18 protein-coding genes are annotated in these 18,215 nt (G+C 47.1%); 7 read left to right on the top strand and 11 right to left on the bottom strand.

Annotation, left to right across the window (positions count from 1 at the left end; genetic code table 11):
- The first annotated feature begins 2 nt into the window (after positions 1 to 2).
- Positions 3 to 965: an alpha-L-glutamate ligase-like protein gene (locus tag K6Y21_RS00815; protein ID WP_233069700.1), complete on the top strand. Its 963-nt coding sequence runs from the start codon at positions 3 to 5 to the stop codon at positions 963 to 965.
- Between the two features lie 71 nt (positions 966 to 1,036).
- On the opposite strand, the gene K6Y21_RS00810 is transcribed toward K6Y21_RS00815, so the two are convergent.
- The 4 genes from K6Y21_RS00810 to rnm all read right to left on the bottom strand — a co-directional run bounded on the left by K6Y21_RS00810 (position 1,037) and on the right by rnm (position 4,498).
- A complete protein-coding gene (locus tag K6Y21_RS00810; protein WP_233069699.1) occupies positions 1,037 to 1,762 on the bottom strand; it encodes a YebC/PmpR family DNA-binding transcriptional regulator in 726 nt (241 codons plus the stop codon).
- A gap of 187 nt (positions 1,763 to 1,949) precedes the next feature.
- Positions 1,950 to 2,813, bottom strand: coding sequence for a 23S rRNA pseudouridine(2605) synthase RluB (gene rluB, locus K6Y21_RS00805; protein WP_233069698.1), 864 nt, complete (start codon positions 2,811 to 2,813; stop codon positions 1,950 to 1,952).
- A 120-nt stretch (positions 2,814 to 2,933) separates the two neighbouring features.
- A complete protein-coding gene (locus K6Y21_RS00800) occupies positions 2,934 to 3,554 on the bottom strand; it encodes an L-threonylcarbamoyladenylate synthase (RefSeq protein ID WP_233069697.1) in 621 nt (206 codons plus the stop codon).
- Positions 3,555 to 3,646: 92 nt separating this feature from the next.
- Positions 3,647 to 4,498 carry an RNase RNM gene (gene rnm, locus K6Y21_RS00795; protein ID WP_233069696.1) on the bottom strand — a complete coding sequence of 284 codons (852 nt, stop codon included), beginning with the start codon at positions 4,496 to 4,498 and terminating at the stop codon, positions 3,647 to 3,649.
- 318 nt (positions 4,499 to 4,816) lie between these two features.
- Here rnm and K6Y21_RS00790 point away from each other — a divergent pair, with 318 nt between their 5' ends.
- Genes K6Y21_RS00790 through trpA form a run of 6 tightly spaced genes read left to right on the top strand, consistent with a single transcriptional unit; the run spans position 4,817 to position 11,415 of the window.
- Complete coding sequence (locus K6Y21_RS00790; protein ID WP_233069695.1) at positions 4,817 to 6,409, top strand: anthranilate synthase component 1; 1,593 nt, start codon at positions 4,817 to 4,819, stop codon at positions 6,407 to 6,409.
- Positions 6,402 to 7,010: an aminodeoxychorismate/anthranilate synthase component II gene (locus tag K6Y21_RS00785; RefSeq protein WP_233069694.1), complete on the top strand. Its 609-nt coding sequence runs from the start codon at positions 6,402 to 6,404 to the stop codon at positions 7,008 to 7,010. Before K6Y21_RS00790 ends, K6Y21_RS00785 begins: the two co-directional genes overlap by 8 nt.
- A 10-nt stretch (positions 7,011 to 7,020) precedes the next feature.
- A complete protein-coding gene (gene trpD / locus K6Y21_RS00780) occupies positions 7,021 to 8,037 on the top strand; it encodes an anthranilate phosphoribosyltransferase (protein ID WP_233069693.1) in 1,017 nt (338 codons plus the stop codon).
- Entirely contained in the window at positions 8,021 to 9,409 is a 1,389-nt protein-coding gene (trpCF, locus tag K6Y21_RS00775) for a bifunctional indole-3-glycerol-phosphate synthase TrpC/phosphoribosylanthranilate isomerase TrpF (protein ID WP_233069692.1), read from the top strand. Before trpD ends, trpCF begins: the two co-directional genes overlap by 17 nt.
- 9 nt (positions 9,410 to 9,418) lie before the next feature.
- Positions 9,419 to 10,606: a tryptophan synthase subunit beta gene (trpB, locus tag K6Y21_RS00770; protein WP_233069691.1), complete on the top strand. Its 1,188-nt coding sequence runs from the start codon at positions 9,419 to 9,421 to the stop codon at positions 10,604 to 10,606.
- On the top strand, positions 10,606 to 11,415 hold the full coding sequence (gene trpA / locus K6Y21_RS00765; protein WP_233069690.1) for a tryptophan synthase subunit alpha: 810 nt from the start codon (positions 10,606 to 10,608) through the stop codon (positions 11,413 to 11,415). The genes trpB and trpA overlap by 1 nt, the downstream gene beginning before the upstream one ends.
- A 64-nt stretch (positions 11,416 to 11,479) precedes the next feature.
- Here trpA and K6Y21_RS00760 read toward each other — a convergent pair whose 3' ends face one another.
- From K6Y21_RS00760 to K6Y21_RS00730, 7 genes are all read right to left on the bottom strand, one after another.
- Complete coding sequence (locus tag K6Y21_RS00760; protein ID WP_233069689.1) at positions 11,480 to 11,653, bottom strand: DUF6435 family protein; 174 nt, start codon at positions 11,651 to 11,653, stop codon at positions 11,480 to 11,482.
- A 135-nt stretch (positions 11,654 to 11,788) separates the two neighbouring features.
- On the bottom strand, positions 11,789 to 12,907 hold the full coding sequence (locus tag K6Y21_RS00755; RefSeq protein WP_233069688.1) for an AI-2E family transporter: 1,119 nt from the start codon (positions 12,905 to 12,907) through the stop codon (positions 11,789 to 11,791).
- A complete protein-coding gene (locus K6Y21_RS00750) occupies positions 12,894 to 14,015 on the bottom strand; it encodes a DUF2955 domain-containing protein (protein ID WP_233069687.1) in 1,122 nt (373 codons plus the stop codon). Before K6Y21_RS00750 ends, K6Y21_RS00755 begins: the two co-directional genes overlap by 14 nt.
- Entirely contained in the window at positions 14,005 to 15,138 is a 1,134-nt protein-coding gene (locus K6Y21_RS00745) for an HlyD family secretion protein (RefSeq protein WP_233069686.1), read from the bottom strand. The genes K6Y21_RS00750 and K6Y21_RS00745 overlap by 11 nt, the downstream gene beginning before the upstream one ends.
- A 173-nt stretch (positions 15,139 to 15,311) precedes the next feature.
- Positions 15,312 to 16,808 carry a PTS glucose transporter subunit IIBC gene (ptsG, locus tag K6Y21_RS00740; protein WP_233069685.1) on the bottom strand — a complete coding sequence of 499 codons (1,497 nt, stop codon included), beginning with the start codon at positions 16,806 to 16,808 and terminating at the stop codon, positions 15,312 to 15,314.
- A gap of 277 nt (positions 16,809 to 17,085) precedes the next feature.
- Complete coding sequence (gene truC, locus K6Y21_RS00735; RefSeq protein WP_233069684.1) at positions 17,086 to 17,859, bottom strand: tRNA pseudouridine(65) synthase TruC; 774 nt, start codon at positions 17,857 to 17,859, stop codon at positions 17,086 to 17,088.
- On the bottom strand, positions 17,859 to 18,185 hold the full coding sequence (locus K6Y21_RS00730) for a YqcC family protein (RefSeq protein WP_233069683.1): 327 nt from the start codon (positions 18,183 to 18,185) through the stop codon (positions 17,859 to 17,861). Before K6Y21_RS00730 ends, truC begins: the two co-directional genes overlap by 1 nt.
- Positions 18,186 to 18,215: the final 30 nt, after the last annotated feature.

The following is an 18,215-nucleotide window of genomic DNA, read 5'->3' as shown; positions in this document are numbered from 1 at the left end:
TCATGTTTGGATTACTCGCCAACCCTTTTAAATTAAAAGAAAAAGGCATTATGGGTATGAACAAGCGTAACGGTCATTACATCGGCCGTTACAATAAACGCTGCCTATACCCTTTAGTTGATAACAAGCTAAAAACCAAGATCATTGCCCAAGATGCCAAGGTCACCACCCCCGCGTTAATTGGTGTAATCAGCTCTCAAGCCGAAGTCAGTAAGGTGGGAGAGATGATCAAAGGGCACCCGGGTTTTGTGATAAAACCGGCTAAAGGCAGTGGCGGTAAAGGTATTTTGGTTATCACCAAAGTAGAGCATGACCGCTACTATAAGCCTAATGGCGCCGAAGAAACCCATGAAGATTTCGAACGCCATGTGTCCAATATCTTAGCAGGTCTGTTTAGTTTAGGTGGCGCCCAAGATGTGGCCGTCATCGAAGCCTTGATTGAATTTGATACGGCCTTTGATGGCTTTAGCTATGAGGGGGTGCCAGATGTGCGCGTGATCGTATTTAAAGGCTTTCCGGTGATGGCCATGATGCGCTTATCCACCACAGACTCAGATGGTAAGGCTAACCTACACCAAGGAGCTGTCGGTGTCGGTATCGACATAGGGACAGGTAAAGCCTTACATGCCGTGCAATTTGGCGATCCGGTAACGCACCATCCCGACACAGGTCGAGCATTAAATGAGCTGGTAGTTCCCCAGTGGGATACGCTCATTCGCTTAGCGGCGAGTTGTTATGAAATGTCGGGGTTAGGCTATCTAGGAACAGATATGGTATTGGATAGAGACAAGGGGCCCATGCTACTTGAGCTTAATGCTCGCCCGGGTTTAGCGATCCAAGTTGCCAACGGCGCAGGTTTGCTGCCTCGATTAAAGTTAGTGGAAAGCTTAGGCGAAAAAAAGATGACGCCAGAGCAACGTATTGAGTTCGCTTTTAAGCACTTTTCAAGCACGCCTACACTTTAGAGCGGCGCATCAAGCTTAGAGACAAAAATAGCCGGAAAACCGGCTATTTTTTTACGATAAACTCAAACCAATCAAGCTTCGCTAACTTCACCGTTGTGGTAAACGTCTTGTACGTCATCGCAATCGTTGAGCATCTCTAAGAATTTTTCAAACACTGGAATATCATCGCCACTGATAGGCGCTTGTGTTTGCGGCACAAAGGTAATTTCTTCAACGTCAAATTCCAACTCAGGCATGGCTTCTGCTAATGCCGTTTTGGCCTTGTAAAACTCGGTATGGGGAGCAAACACCGTGATCACACCATTTTCGTTTTCAATGTCTGTCACATCCACATCGGCCATCATCAGCGCTTCCAATACGGCTTCATCGTCTTCACCCTTGAATGCCAGGATGGCAAGGTGATCAAACATGTGCGCTGCTGAGCCAGGAGCGCCTAACTTAGCGCCATTTTTTAAAAATGCTTGGCGCACTTCCATATGGCTACGGTTAGTGTTATCCGTTAAACAATCCACTATCACCATACAGCCACCTGGGCCAAAACCTTCGTATCGAGCGTGAGCATAATCTTCACCACCCGCGCCACTCGCTCTTTCGATGGCACGCTCGATGACGTGAGTCGGCACTTGGTCTTTTTTAGCTTTCTCAATGATGCGGCGAAGTGACAAGTTAGTATCGGGATCCGGGCCACCATTTTTTGCAATAACGTATATTTCTTTACCGTATTTTGAATAAACTTTGGTTTTCATGCCGGCCGTTTTAGCCATCGAATCTTTACGGTTCTGGTAAGCTCTTCCCATCTCGTTCTCTCTCGATCTGATTTTGTATTAAAAAAAGTGCGCCGATTTTACCCGCCTCGCCCATTCAAGGCTAGCGATACCGTCACTTAAATGCTCAACGTCTCGTTAAGGTCAAATTTTCCCTTAATTTAACGAGCCAAAGACATAAAAAAACCTGCCGCAGCAGGTTTGATATCGGACTTGGCAATCAACGCTTACGTGTTTTTTTACGCTCGTTGTTTTGCTTCATTTGATGTTTTTTCACCGAACGACGGATACGGTGGTTTTGCTTACGATCAGGGCGTTTATCCACTTTAACCTTAGTTTCGGTTTCTGGCGCTAAGCCTACTGCTGTACGAAGTAAGTTCACATCCTTAAGAGGTAACTCATTCCAGCCCCCTTTAGGTAAACCTTTAGGTAGATCCAACTGACCATAACGAACCCGGATCAAACGGCTCACCTGCATGCCTTGGCTTTCCCATAAACGGCGCACCTCACGATTACGGCCCTCACTTAAGGTCACGTTAAACCATTCATTAATGCCTTCGCCGCCGGATTTCTTGATTTTACTGAACGCAGCCATGCCATCGTCTAGCTCTACGCCTTGCTTCAAACGGTGTAGCATCTCATCATCGACTTCACCAAAGACACGCACCGCATATTCACGCTCGATTTCATGGCTTGGATGCATCATACGGTTGGCAAGCTCGCCATCGGTTGTAAACAACAATAACCCCGCCGTATTAATGTCTAATCGGCCTATCGCAATCCAGCGAGACCCCAACACCCTAGGTAAACGGTCAAACACCGTTGCTCTGCCTTCACTGTCAAAGCGAGTACATAGCTCACCTTCTGGCTTGTGATACATCAATACTCGACATACCACATCGTCTTCGGCTTTGGTGGCGATAATGCGCCCTTCTACTCGCAACACTTGATCTGCTTCGGCGCGATCGCCCAACTTCGCTACTTTCCCGTCAACGCTGACTTTGCCTGCAGCAATTAACTCTTCCATCTTGCGACGTGAGCCAACGCCACTGCGCGCTAATAGTTTTTGGATTTTTTCACTCATCTTGATTCCTAACACTGAGTTGGCGCAGCCGCAAGCAACTGCAAGCCTACTTCACAGCAGTCTTATAAATGGGCGCGAATTGTATCAGTTTTAATACAGATCACTTAATAAAAAATACCTTTATTCAAACGGGCTAGGATCCCCTGACCCTCTGCGTATCACTTCAGGATCGCCCTCTGAAAAGTCCACCACCGTGGTGGGATGCTCAGACAAATAACCACCATGAATGATTAAATCAACCTGACGCTCTAAGTGGTCACGAATTTCCTCAGGATCGTATTCCGTGTGATCATTGCCCGGTAAAATCAAACTGGATGACATGAGAGGCTCTTCAAGCTTTTCGAGTAAGGCCAAGGCAATATTATTGTCAGGTACGCGAATACCTATGGTCTTTTTCTTCGGGTTCATCAGACGTTTGGGCACTTCTTTGGTGGCCTTAAAGATAAAGGTGTACGCCCCAGGAGTATTGTTTTTCAATAAACGAAACGCGGCGTTATCCACTCGCGCATAAGAGGCCAGCTCAGATTGATCGCGACATACCAAGGTAAAGTTATGATCTTTATCGATTTGTCGTATTTGGCAAATGCGATCCATGGCCGCCTTATTGCCAAGCTGGCAACCGATGGCATAACCCGAATCCGTTGGATAAACAATTACACCACCGTTTTTTACTATGTCTACGGCTTGGTTAATTAAACGAACTTGGGGATTATCTGGGTGTACATAAAATAATTGACTCATGTTTTTTCCTTTGCATGCGCCAACGTTATCATTTCGGGCGCTGTTCTTATTATTTATGGCGCTTATTTATGGCGCTTATTTATGGCGCTTATTTATGGCGCAACGGCCGTTAACTCTGGCCAATCTTGCCAAATTGGCTCGGCATCTTTGGGTAAATATAGGTTACGTCCTAAATCTGACCAACTGCTGACCAGATGAAAATCAGATCCTTGGGATGCTTTTAAACCCACTGCATTACCCCATTGGGCAAGATTGATCCTATCTTGAGGTGATTGTTGCGACATGGCGACTTCAAGGGCATCCCCTCCTGCGGCTTTAAAATCATGCAACAGGCGCTTTAACCACTTATTAGATAATTTGTAATGGGTGGGGTGCGCCAACACAGCCACACCACCCGCCTGTTTAATAATGCCTATCGCCTCAGTCATGTCAGGCCAATTATGGGGCACATAACCGGGATTGCCTCGGGTTAGGTATTTCTTAAACACCTGTTGAAATGAATCTACAATGCCTTGCTCTACCATATAGCGGGCAAAGTGGGCGCGGGTCACTTGGGCTTCCCCCGCCAAGGCTTTGGCTCCTTCATAGCAACCCGCAAGGCGATTTTTTTCAAGTCGACGACCCATTTCTATCGCGCGCGCTTCACGTTTTTCACTCTGGCCTTGAATAAAAGCCTGTAAAGCGGGGTCAGTGATATCTAATCGCAACCCAACCACATGAATTTCATGATTTTGCCAACCAGAAGATATTTCAATCCCATCAATCAAGGTTAACGGCAGCGCCAATTCGGCAATGGCTGCACGCGCAGGCGCTATGCCAGCAGTGGTATCGTGATCTGTAATAGCGAGCACGTCAACACGGCGATCAACTGCCCTTTGCACTAATTCTTTAGGCGATAATAACCCATCAGAAAACCGAGTATGAGAATGAAAGTCGACTAACATCACTGTTCCATAAATATGACTTGACTTTATAGGCCAAATAAAAGAAGAATTAGGCATCATTCATGTAACGAAATCGCCGAGATGCTTAATTTAACACATTCTTCTCTAATTTGGTGGTGGCACAATCCAATATAAGCGGGTTGTGGTTTGTTATATGTAAAAATATTTGAAAAAAACCGACAAAAAGCCCGCAACTAAGCGGGCTTTTTTCGTATCAGGACTGTTAAAATGCGTATTCAGGTAAGAAAACATAATTGGCGATGGCGAGTTAGCAATAGAACTTAATAAAAACAAATTGTTATTCGCATCGGAGTTAAAATGAAAAATTCAGAATTTACGGGTGAGCTAATCACCCTGCGCCGGCCCAGCCAATACAGCGCAGAATCTTTACCGCTTTATCAAGCATTAAGTCGCCATGGCGACAACAGTCTGTTACTTGATTCAGCCGAAATCGACAGCAAGGCAGACCTTAAAAGTTTAATGTTATTAGACGCCGCGGTGCGCATTGCCTGTCATGATCTCAACGTAACCATGCAAGCCTTAACCGATAACGGTTATAACCTGTTGGTGTTTTTGACCGAGCAATTTGATGCCAAGGTCAAGGTTGAATTAACAGAGCGCACCTTGCACCTCACCTTCCCAGAGCCAGATCGTAACTCTGACGAAGACACCCGCTTAAAGTCTCACTCTCCCGTTGATGGCCTGCGCACCATCATCAACAAGGTAAAAACCGATTCAGCGCTAAACGAAGCCTTATTCCTTGGTGGCGCTTTCTCTTATGATTTTATCGGCACCTTTGAGCGATTGCCCGAAGTGCCAAACGGCACCAATCAATGTCCGGATTATTTGTTCTATGTGGCGGAAACCCTGCTACTGCAAGATCACCAGCAGCAACGCTGTGAATTGATTGGCTCGGTTTTCAGTGGCCCAGACAGCCAAAGTAACCAAGCCAAAATAGAACAGCGTCTTAGCGAGATTGCCACCCTTTGTGAAACCTTCACCCCAAGCCCAATTACCACCAGCCAAACCGTTAACAGCAAGATCAGCGTTGACGTATCAGATGTTGAATTTTGCCGTCAGGTAGAAACCCTAAAAGGCTATATTCGTAAAGGTGATATCTTCCAAGTGGTGCCCTCACGCAGTTTCTCCCTTGATTGCCCTTGCTCGTTAAGCGCTTATGGCAAACTGAAAGAAACCAACCCGAGTCCTTATATGTTTTATCTAAACGATCAGGACTTTGTGTTATTTGGTGCGTCCCCAGAAAGCGCGATTAAGTATTGCCACAAATCGAACGATGTTGAAATCTACCCGATTGCGGGTACGCGTCGCCGTGGCTTTAACCCAGATGGCAGCATCAACAAAGATTTAGATGGCCGTATCGAACTAGAACTTCGTCTAGATAAAAAAGAAATGTCTGAACATTTAATGCTGGTAGATCTCGCGCGTAATGACGTGGCTCGTATTTCTGAGCCCGGCACCCGCCATGTCGCCGATTTGCTAAAAGTCGACCGCTACAGCCATGTGATGCACTTAGTATCACGCGTGGTGGGTAAACTGCGCGGCGATTTGGACGCGCTACATGCTTACCAAGCCTGTATGAACATGGGCACCTTAACGGGCGCGCCTAAAATTCGCGCATCCGAATTAATCCGCGAAATCGAAAAGCAACGCCGTGGCAGTTATGGCGGCGCCGTAGGTTATCTCACCGGCCAAGGTGAAATGGATACCTGTATCGTGATCCGCTCGGCCTTCGTACAAAACCAAGTGGCCCATGTGCAAGCCGGTGCCGGTGTTGTATATGATTCAAAACCTCAAGCCGAAGCCGATGAAACCCGCAACAAGGCAGCAGCCGTACTTAACGCCATTGCCAAGGCTCATGGCACCACATTGGAGGCAGTGAGCCATGACTAATACAACCCTCAACACCATAGTATTACTGGATAACTTCGATTCATTTACTTACAACTTAGTGGATCAATTTCGCAGCCTAGGCCACCCGGTAAAAATTTACCGCAACAGCGTGGATGCCAAGAAAATCAAAGCAGAATTAGATGCCATTCCTAATTCAGTGCTAGTGCTATCACCTGGGCCGGGTTGTCCATCGGAAGCTGGCTGCATGCCGGAATTGATCCAACTGTGCCGAGGTCAAGTACCTATCCTGGGCATATGTCTAGGCCACCAAGCCTTAATCGAGCATTACGGCGGCATTGTTGGTCCAGCCGAAGAAATCATGCACGGTAAGTCATCAGATATTAACCATTGCGGCAATCGCATGTTTGCAGGGTTAAGCCAGCCACTTCCCGTTGCCCGTTATCATTCACTGGTCGGGACTTTTGTGCCAGATACCCTTAAAATTGTCGCCAGTTTTAATGATATGCCGATGGCCATCTATCAAGAGCAAGATCGGGTGATCGGGTTTCAGTTCCACCCAGAGTCTATTTTGACCAGCGAAGGCGCTAAACTGCTTGAAGCCAGTTTAGCCATACTTTCGCAGCCAGCTAGCAGAAGCTAAGGACAGCCTCATGAGCAAGATTTTAGATACTTTATTCGCTGGGCAATCACTCAGTGCTGAGCAAAGCCATGATTTTTTTAATCAGGTTATCCAAGGTGAAGTCGATCCGATAGTATTATCGGCTGTTTTAACCGCACTGAAAATCAAAGGCGAAACCCCAGAAGAAATTACCGGTGCCGCCTCGGCATTATTGGCTAACGCCAAAGGGTTTCCGCGCCCCGATTACGATTTCACCGATATCGTGGGCACGGGCGGTGATGGCTTTAGTACCATCAATATTTCCACGGCCAGCGCGTTTGTGGCTGCAGCCTGTGGCCTAAAAGTGTGTAAACACGGCAGCCGCAGCGTGTCGAGTAAATCAGGCGCATCGGATCTACTGAGCGCATTTGGCATTAATGTCGATATGAGCCCAGAAGTGGCGCGCCAATGCTTAGACGAGCTTAACGTGTGCTTTATTTTTGCGCCGCAATACCACGCGGGCATGCGCTTTGCCGGTCCCGTACGCGCCGCCCTAAAAACCCGCACCTTATTTAATGTGCTTGGACCTTTGGTTAACCCTGCGCGCCCATCGACTGAATTAAACGGTGTTTATGATGCGAGCCTATTGCGCCCGATTGCCGAGGTACACAAAACCTTAGGCATGAAGCGCGTGATGGTGGTGCATGGCTCGGGCTTAGATGAATTTGCCCTGCATGGCCCAACCCAAGTGGCAGAGTTGCAAGATGGCATTATCAAAGAATACACGGTGACACCTGCCGATTTCGGCCTAGAGCAATTCCCCATTGATGCCATCGTTGGAGGTACGCCTGAAGAAAACAAAACCATTATCGAGCAAATCCTTCAAGGTAAAGGCACGCCTGCGCAACAAAGCGCGGTGGCCATTAATGTGGCGGCATTGCTGGTACTCAATGGTCTGGCCAACAACTTTAAACAAGGCGCCGAGCTTGCCATTAAGGCCATGCAAAGCGGTGAGCCACTGGCCTTGGTAAACAAATTAGCGGAGATGAGCAATGCCACTGCAGTCTGAATTGGAAAACACCATCTTAGGTAAGATCATTGAAGATAAGAAAATTTGGCTTGAGGCGCGCAAACAAAGCCAGCCTTTAGCCGAGTTTGAACATCTGTTAACGCCTACCGACCGCAACTTCTACGGCGCCCTTGAAGCGCCGGGCACCCATTTTATTTTGGAGTGTAAAAAAGCATCGCCATCAAAAGGCTTAATTCGTCCTGAGTTCGACTTAGACTTGATTGCTAGCGCGTATAAAAATCACGCCAGTGCGATTTCGGTATTAACCGATGAAAAATACTTTCAAGGCCAGTTTGACTACGTCACCCAAGTGCGTAATCAAGTCACCCAACCGGTATTGTGTAAAGACTTTGTCATCGACCCTTACCAAATTAAACTGGCACGTCACTACCAAGCCGATGCGGTGCTGCTGATGCTATCAGTACTTAGCGATGAAGAATACGTGGCCTTAGCTGAGGTGGCTCATAGTTATAACATGGGCATCTTAACCGAGGTCAGTAACGAGCAAGAAATGGCGCGCGCACTGGCGTTAGATGTGCGTATTTACGGCATCAACAACCGTAACCTGCGCGATTTAAGCACCGATCTTAATCGCACTAAAACCTTGTCACCTCTGGTGCCAGAAGGCAAGGTCGTGATCTGTGAATCGGGCATGTACCATCACGACCAAGTGAAAGATCTGCGCCACTTCGCCAAGGGCTTCTTGGTGGGCAGCTCTATCATGGCCCAAGACAACGTCGAGCTCGCTTGTCGCCGTTTGATCTTAGGTAACAACAAAGTCTGTGGCTTAACCAGCAAAGAAGCGGCCGCTGATGTCTATGCTGCAGGCGCTGTGTTAGGTGGGTTGATTTTTGTCGAAAAGTCACCGCGCTATGTGTCACCAGAGCAAGCCCGAGCGGTGATGTCAGGCGCGCCACTTGAATATGTTGGCGTGTTTCAAAACCATGACGCCAAGCAAGTGGCTGCCATTGCCAATGAGTTAGGTTTACAGGCTGTGCAATTACATGGCGATGAAGACGAAAACTACATTGGCGCTCTAAGGCCCTTATTGCCGGCGCAATGCCAAGTATGGAAAGCCATCGCCATTGATGGCGCGGAGCCCGTGCTTTGTCCAGCTGCCGATATGCAATTATTTGATACCCGCTCGGGCGGTCAATCCGGTGGTACGGGGCAAGCGTTTGATTGGCAAATTTTGGCAAAGCAAGATAAAAGTAAATTGATGCTAGCCGGTGGCATCACCCCAGAAAATGCCACCCAAGCCGCCCATCAAGACTGCTTAGGATTAGATCTGAATTCTGGAGTGGAAAGCGCTCCGGGAATCAAGGACAAAGAAAAATTACAACGTGCATTTAGTGCAATTAGACAGTATTAAGGCAGAGCAATGAGTAAATTAAATCCCTATTTTGGTGAATTTGGCGGTATGTTCGTCCCCCAAATTCTGATGCCAGCGTTAAACCAGCTGGAAGAAGAATTCATTAAGGCGCAAAACGATCCTGAATTTATCGCAGAGTTTAGAGAGCTACTAAAAGAATATGCTGGCCGTCCAACGCCATTGACGCTATGTAGCAATCTGACCAAAGGCAAGAAAACCAAACTATATCTAAAGCGTGAAGATTTACTTCACGGCGGCGCGCACAAAACCAACCAAGTCTTAGGTCAAGCGCTACTGGCTAAACGCATGGGTAAAACCGAAATCATAGCCGAAACCGGTGCTGGTCAACATGGGGTGGCTTCAGCCCTAGCTTGTGCGCTTTTGGGCTTAAAATGTAAGGTTTACATGGGCGCTAAAGACTGTGAACGTCAAAAGCCAAATGTGTTTCGCATGCGTTTAATGGGCGCTGAAGTAATCCCAGTGACCTCAGGCTCATCGACCCTAAAAGATGCTTGTAACGAAGCATTACGCGATTGGACCGCCAGCTATGATAAAGCCCATTACCTACTAGGCACCGCGGCAGGCCCGCATCCTTTCCCCACTATCGTGCGTGAATTCCAGCGCGTGATTGGCGAAGAAGCGCGCGCCCAGCATTTAGAAAAAGAGCAAGTACTACCAAACAAGGTGATTGCTTGTGTTGGCGGTGGCTCTAATGCCATCGGTATTTTTGCTGATTTTATTGATGATGAGTCGGTTGAACTGATTGGCGTTGAGCCAGCTGGTAAAGGCATCGACACACCGCAACACGGTGCACCACTACGCCATGGCCGTAAAGGTATCTTCTTTGGTATGGCATCGATGATGATGCAAGACGAGTACGGCCAAGTAGAAGAATCTTACTCGGTATCGGCGGGTTTAGACTTCCCATCCGTTGGTCCACAGCATGCTTACTTGCACTCCATTGGCCGCGCTCAATACGAGTCGGTAACCGATGACGAAGCCTTAGCCGCGTTTCACGAGCTTGCTCGTAAAGAAGGTATTATTCCTGCGCTTGAGTCAGCGCACGCCCTTGCTTATGCACTCAAAATCATCGAGCAAGATGACAAAGAGCAAAGCATCATAGTTAACTTATCAGGCCGTGGCGATAAAGACATCTTTACCGTGGCTGAGCTATTTGAAGAAAAAGGATTAATGTAATGACTCAAAGATATGAACAATGCTTTGCGGCATTAGCAGAAAAGAACCAAGGTGCGTTTGTGCCTTTTATCGCCCTTGGCGATCCTAACCGCGAATTATCGATGAAGATTGTCGATTGTTTAGTTGAGTCAGGCGCTGACGCCCTTGAGCTCGGGATCCCATTTTCTGATCCTGTGGCCGATGGCCCAACCATTCAAGATGCGTCAACGCGCGCATTGAACAGCGGTACCACGCCAGACACTTGCTTTGAAATGCTTAGCGAAATCCGCGCTAAATACCCCGATTTACCGATTGGTTTGTTGCTGTATGCAAACCTGGTTTTTAGCAATGGCGTTGATAACTTTTATGCCCGTTGCGCTAAAGCGGGGGTAGATTCACTGCTGATTGCTGATGTGCCAGTAGAAGAAAGCGGCCCTTACCGCGAAGCCGCAGCCAAGTATGGTATTCACCCTATCTTCATCGCGCCACCAAACGGTGACGAGCACACCATGGAGTTAGTGGGTAAATACGGCGGCGGATATACTTATCTATTAAGCCGTGCAGGCGTAACGGGTGCGGAAACCAAGGCAGGCAAGCCCGTTGAAAGCCTACTCGCTAACTTAACCAAGTACCAAGCGCCCCCTGCACTATTAGGGTTTGGTATTTCTGAGCCAAACCAAGTGAAAGAGGCCATTGCGGCAGGCGCAGCGGGTGCGATCTCTGGATCAGCTGTGGTTAAAATCATCGAGCAAAACGTGGATAATGAAACCGCGCTACTTGAGCAAATGGCTGCTTTTATCAGCTCAATGAAGGCTGCTACGCAAAAGTAACCATCAAAATCACACAATGACACTAAACCAAACCCTCGTTACGTCGAGGGTTTTCGTTTAAGGGCTACCTACTTTGCTGTAATCCCTCAATCTGTTGCCAAATCTGCTCGGCTTCTGCACTCAAAAACGCAAAGGACTTCATGTCACCACGACGCTGGGCCAGCATGGCTTGCTCAAGCTTGGCATCATATCGCTTGCGTAATTTTTTCTCTGGGTTACCTAACAGCCACTTTAACATCTTGTTACCTTAATATTCTCATGGTCACAAAGATACGCGGCTATCGGCTTTTTGGCTCAAGTTGAAACAGCGGGAAATACCGCAAAATATCACATCAGTTCATATTTTGCGGTACTGGATTCAGAAGATTTAAAATTACTCAGCAAGTTGAGTATCAGCACTGCGCGTATCAGGGGCTTCATCGGAAGCGTCATCATGAGAGAGCCATGCCATCAGTAATTTATAACCTAACGCTAAGACTACCGCGCCAACAAATAGGCCAATTAAACCTGACATCAGCATGCCACCAATGGCGCCGAGTAAGATGACTAACATCGGAATATCAACACCGCGTCCCATTAGCATCGGCTTTAAGAATGAATCGCTCACTCCGACAAACAAGCTCCAAATCATAAAGATAGTGGCAACGGTACTGGATTCAACTGTGTAAACATAGGCAATAATGGGCCCCAAAATAAGGATTGCGGGCAGCTGTACTATGGCTAAGATCAGCACTGCAACCACCCAAATACCTGTGGCGGGCACGCCAACCAAGGCCATGCCTAAACCAGCCAGTACCGCTTGGATCACCGCCACCCCAATCACACCTTGTACCACGCTGCGCACGGTGGCCGCAGACAACGATGCAAACTCATCACCATGGCTACCCGCTAGGCGCACTGCGATACGCTGGAAAACGGCGCCGCAGGCTTGGGCGTTGGTCATAAATACACCCGCAATGATTATCGATAGGACAAATTGCAACGTCGTCAGTCCGGCGCCCCCTATCATACCGACTAAATAAAGCACAACCTCTTTCACTTCACTGGCATGCTGCACGGTAAACGCCTTAACATTGGACACGGCATTGCTCCAAGTTTTATAAACAGCCTCTCCTATGATGGGCCAGTCAGCCACACTTTCTTTTGGTGCAGGCAATTGTAGGTTGCCTTCTTGTAAAGCATGAATAAACTCTTGCGAGCTACTAAATATCGCTCCAGAAAACATCACCGCAGGTACCAATAGTACCGCCAAACAAACTAAGGTGACCAATAGGCTGGCTTTTCCTTGCGTTAGCTTCACTTTATTACTGACAAACTGAGTGACGGGATACAAGGCCACCGCAATAATTGCCCCCCAAGTAATTAATAAAATGAAGGGGCGAATAATTTCAACACACCAGCCAATCATCAATAACACCACGATAATTTTAATCGCCGCATCCACGGCTTGGGTCGAGAACGAGTCCGTCGAGGTGAGTTTATTTGGTTTCATATTTGATCGGTTCCTTAGTCGATGCTTGATCAATGAAGAGGGATCTTAATCTATTCCACTTTTTCCCTTCGATAAAAAATGAAATAACAACGAGATAAACACATGCACCGCCGATTTGGGCAATACGGGCATAAAAGTTACTGTCTACATCACCCGATCCAGACGCCATTGTCGAACTAACCAGTACCAGTAAGGTACTAAAAATAGTAGAAAAAACCATGGCCTTATCGGGATTGGCGTACATCTTGTGTGCAAACTGCAATGAAATAACAAAGATAAGACACAGATAGAACCCAATCACAGGTACAAATGAGACGAGGTTATAGACAACTATCGCTATGATGCCGCCAATGATGTTAGTGAGCAGCATAAACAAGGTGAGTTTAACGCTTTTTTGCCCTGCGGTTTGCAATGATAAAATCGCAACAAAGATCATGGTTAGCATGGCCCCTGATAACTCAAAGGTGTAAATAAACACGATCACAGGGAAGGCAATAATCAGCGCTTTAACCGACTCAAACAGCCGTGTGGCTTTATCCAGTTCGGATTCTGCGAGTTGCTCTTTTTCTCCGGCAAGGTCGGGCAGGTAGATGTGTAGCAGTGAAAATAGCAGCACAGACACTAACCCCGAAAAACATAAGCCCACCCCCACCACCATGCCAATCCCCGGCGAGATAATCGCGGTGTAGGGGATAACAAGGGAAGAAACAAGTAGCATAGTGGCAAAGAAATTCCACCTTGGGTCCGTAAACAGGTAATACGACACCAAGAGCAATACGGCGATAAGGGGTAATAAAAGACTGGGGTACTCTAGAAGTCCCACACTTACAAACCAAGCGATGACGATGGTAAGCAGCATAGAGATCACCAGCTCATAGACCGTTTGCACCCGAGGCGCTTGCCTATCAACCAAAAACTTGGCTAATAAGATGGGCATAATGTAAGCCAAGGTCCAGTTGACTAACGCCGAGATAGCCACCGCGAGGGTGATGCCTAAGGTAAACCGCAGCACCCTACGTTGCAAAATTTCCCCAGGGCTGTATACGGGAGTGAATGACTCCTCAGGCTTTACTATCTCAAGCTCAGCGCCTTGCGACTTATCTGACATAAGAAAGCCAACTTAAGAAACGGATCCAGATGCGACCGATAGGACGCAGCAAGGAAGCATCTTCACTGTAAGCGATGACATCCGCTTGGCCACCCACACGTAAATAGCCCTTAGCTTCAGAATCAGTAAATTCAATGGTGACAGGGAATCGCTGGGTATCACGCAACCAACTTGATTGTGAACTGATCTGCGCCAGCTTACCCGCTTGCTCATTTTGTCCCCAATCCACACCATAATCGATATTAGCAATCGCTCCTTTGAACACTTTACCAGGTGCATAGTCCAGAGCAATTTCGACTTCGTCTCCCGGCTTAAGATTACCTAAGCTGTTTTCTCTGAAATACGCCTCCACCCATACCGAATCGGTGGAAATAAAGGTCATTAATGGCTGGCCCACATTGGCGCGGAACCCGACATCAAGCTTAAAGTTAGACACGCCACCATCGGAAGGCGCTAAAATATGAGTTCTCGACAAATCTAATTGTGCTTTTTCTAGAGCTAACAATGCTGACTGTAACTGGCTGTTATCTTCACCCGTTGCTCCCAACTGCTCTTTCACCTTTTCCAGCTCGGCTTTGGCACTGGCTACGCCTGCTCGTGCAGTCGACAGCCCAGCATTGGCGTTATCTTTATCGGCTTTAGATACCACTCCTTTTTCAGCTAACGCCGCTATACGCTTATACTGAGCTTGCGCGTTGACTAAGTTTGCTTGGGCTTCACTCACGCGAGCTTCTGCCGAGACCACGCTGGCGGTTTGCGCTCCCACCCCTTGCTTGGCTTGCTCGACCGATTCAACGGCTTGTTTGTAAGCAATTTCATAATCCGTGGGGTCCAATTTAACTAAGGTATCCCCTTCTTTTACAAATTCGTTAGGTTTGACCATGATTTCCACAACATCCGCAGCCACTTGAGGTGCAACGGGCACCACAAAACCTCGCACGCGGGCCAAGTCGGTTGAAGGAATAAATCTATCGGCAACCAAGTGAAATACAAACATCGCTAAAAGTACCAACAATAAAATATTAGTTACTTTTTTGATTTTATTAGTTTTATTGTTATTGGATTCGGGAGTCGACTGCTCGGGTGACGCCGGCGCGGTGGTTGCTGGTTCTGGTGTTGCCATAAATATTCACTTTATCTGAATTTGATGATTGTTAAATATTAAACCAGTAAAGTTAAATTTTGTCGACATTTCAAAGATAAGGAGAGTGTTTGCAACCCAATTTTGATAAAAAGCTGAAAACTAAAGTCATAAAAAAGGAGCCGTTAGGCTCCTTTCAAGCTAGATATCACGGCCTACAGGCCAGCAATGTATTCTTCCATATCGGTTTTCAAGTTGTCCGATTGAGTACCAAAGATAGCTTGCACGCCATCACCGGCGACCACGACGCCTTTCGCACCGAGCTCTTTTAGGCGATCTTTGTTCACCGCATCGACGCTTTTCACACTGATACGTAAACGGGTAATACACGCATCTAGGTTAGTGATGTTGTCTTTACCACCAAAGGCAGCCACCAGCTCTTTTGACATGTCAGAGCCTTCAACAGCAGCGCTCGTTTGCTCAACTTCATCTTCACGCCCCGGTGTTTTAAGGTCTAGCTTGATGATAGTGAAACGGAAAATAACGTAGTATAGAGCAGCATAACCTAAGCCAAGTAGTGGGAACATCCAGCCTTTATTTGAGTTTGCGAATAACACCACAAAGTCAATAAAGCCGTGTGAGAAAGTTGTACCGTGCACCATACCCAGCATGTTAGTAAGCACAAATGCAGAGCCTGCCAAAACAGCGTGAATTGCATACAGAACCGGCGCAACAAATAAGAACGCAAATTCGATTGGCTCTGTGATACCTGTTAGAAAGGAGGTAAGCGCAGCAGAGATCATAATGCCCCCTACTTTTGCTTTGTTTTCAGGTTTTGCACAATGCCAAATTGCAATTGCCGCTGCTGGCAGACCATACATTTTAAACATGAAACCACCGGCTAATTGACCAAATCCATTACCCGCTGCACGTGACGCTTCATCGGCGACTTGGTAACAAGTTAAAATACCGTTGCGCACAGCGCCAGAAGAGTCAACACACTGCCCTGCTTCAAAAAAGAAAGGCACATTCCAGATATGATGTAAACCAAATGGGATCATACTACGCTCAACCACACCATAAATACCAAAGGCTAACGCAGGGTTTTGGTAAGCAGCCCAATGGGAGAAAGCACTAATTACACTTGCAATAGGGGGCCATACAACCGATAAAACAACACCAAGTACGATAGCTAAGATACCAGTGATAATTGGCACAGCACGTTTACCAGCAAAGAAACCTAAATACTCAGGTAATTGAATTCTGTAGTAACGATTAAATGCCCATGCAGCCAAAGAGCCAGCTAATACACCACCAAGTACACCCGTTTGGTATTTATCGGTCACACCTTTCATATCTAAATCAGATAAAACATTACCGGCAGCCGCAGCAGCTTCTTGAACAGAGCTCAGTTCCATATTCCCTAGCATACTCAGAACGGATTGCATGATACCGTAACCAACAATGGCGGCCAAAGCAGCCACGCCATCGTTTTTGGTAAAGCCTAGTGCGACACCAACCGCAAACAATAATGGCATTTGCCCAAATACTGAATCGCCTGCATTTTTCATTAACTCAGACACAATATCCGGCAGGAAGCTAAAATTAGCTGCACCGACCCCGAGTAAAATACCCGCAACAGGCAACACTGACACAGGTAGCATCAGCGACTTACCCACTTTTTGCAGGCTTGCAAATAGCGCCTTAAACATAGTGAATCTCCTCTCATTACAAAACGTCACTGATAGTCAATACTCGGTCAGTAAAGTTATCAGCGGATGAATTAATTAAAGCACAAGATTTACAAGTTAAAACTTGTTCTAGTTCAAAAACTTAATTGTCGTTATGTAACAAAAAGTAACAATTATTAGTTTCTATTTATCAATAACTTAAATCAGGGAGGGAGGCATTTCCTTGTTAGCCGTTACAGCACTGGAACAGATGCAAAGCTAAGTAACGGCAAAACAGGCTGAAAAAGACGCTGGAGGGTTATATAGCACCGCCCGAGAGACTCATTTCACAGCGTGTTAGGAATTGTTGGAAATCGTCGGGTAAAGGCGCAACCATGGTCATGGCCTCTCCCGTAATGGGATGTGAGCAAACCAGTTTAGCGGCATGTAACAACAACCTTTGATTGCCTAAGGTTTGTTTTGCGAACGCATTTTGTTTGCCATCGCCGTGGCTCGTATCCCCAATAATAGGGTGCCTTAGATGAGCTAGATGGCGACGCAGTTGATGCTTACGCCCGGTTTTCGGCATCAATTGCATCAGGCTATAGCGCGCACTTTGGTAGCGTCCAACCGGATAAGGTAGCTCAACCTGCTGTAAGCATTTATACTGGGTGATAGCCTCCTTATAGCTGGCCTCTTGACTGGCATGTTTATCGGCTATCTTGTCTAGCTCTTCTTTTAAAGGGTAATCCAGTTCGCCATCACCGCACCACCCTCTGACCACCGCGTAATAGGTTTTTTGCGGCTGGCGAGCAGCAAATTGCTCGCTCATGATGTTGGCTACTTCCGAGCTTAAGGCAAACAACAACAAACCTGAGGTCGGCCTGTCGAGGCGATGGATGGGATAAACATATTGGCCTAACTGGTCACGTAGCATTTGCATCGCAAACTGGGTTGCCGCCTTATCTAACCAACTGCGGTGCACTAATAACCCCGAGGGCTTGTTAATGGCCACCAGGTAGTCATCTTGATAAACGATTTCCAGCGGGGCTACAGGCTTCGCTTCGTTTAGCTGCTGATCGATTTCTGCCATTATTGGTCTCCTCTAAGCAATTGATCAATTTGGCCAATTATCTCAGCCACCTCTTCGCCCTGATGGGTGAGTCCTGGCAAAGCTTCTTGAGCCATCGGCAGTACTTCTATGTTACTTGGCAAGGGCAAGCCATGAATGGCCAAGTGTTGTAATTTCGGGTGAAACACAAACTGCAGCCACTGGGCAAAGGTTAAGGTGTCGATACAAAAAGGCATCTGACTTTGCAAGGCTTGGGCGCTTGGGGCCTGAGCTTGCCATAAGTCGGCCTGCTCCATGGCGGTTTTTAGCTGGGCTAATAAAGTTAATAGGTGAGCCGCTTGATCCATCTATCACAGTTCATTCAAATAATACTTGGC

It is taken from the genome of Motilimonas eburnea (genome assembly GCF_021295345.1).
In the GTDB taxonomy this organism is placed as follows: Bacteria; Pseudomonadota; Gammaproteobacteria; order Enterobacterales; family CBDFNC01; genus Motilimonas; species Motilimonas eburnea.
The sequence above is the reverse complement of the archived record's forward strand: the minus strand, read 5'-3'. Positions and strand labels throughout refer to the sequence as shown.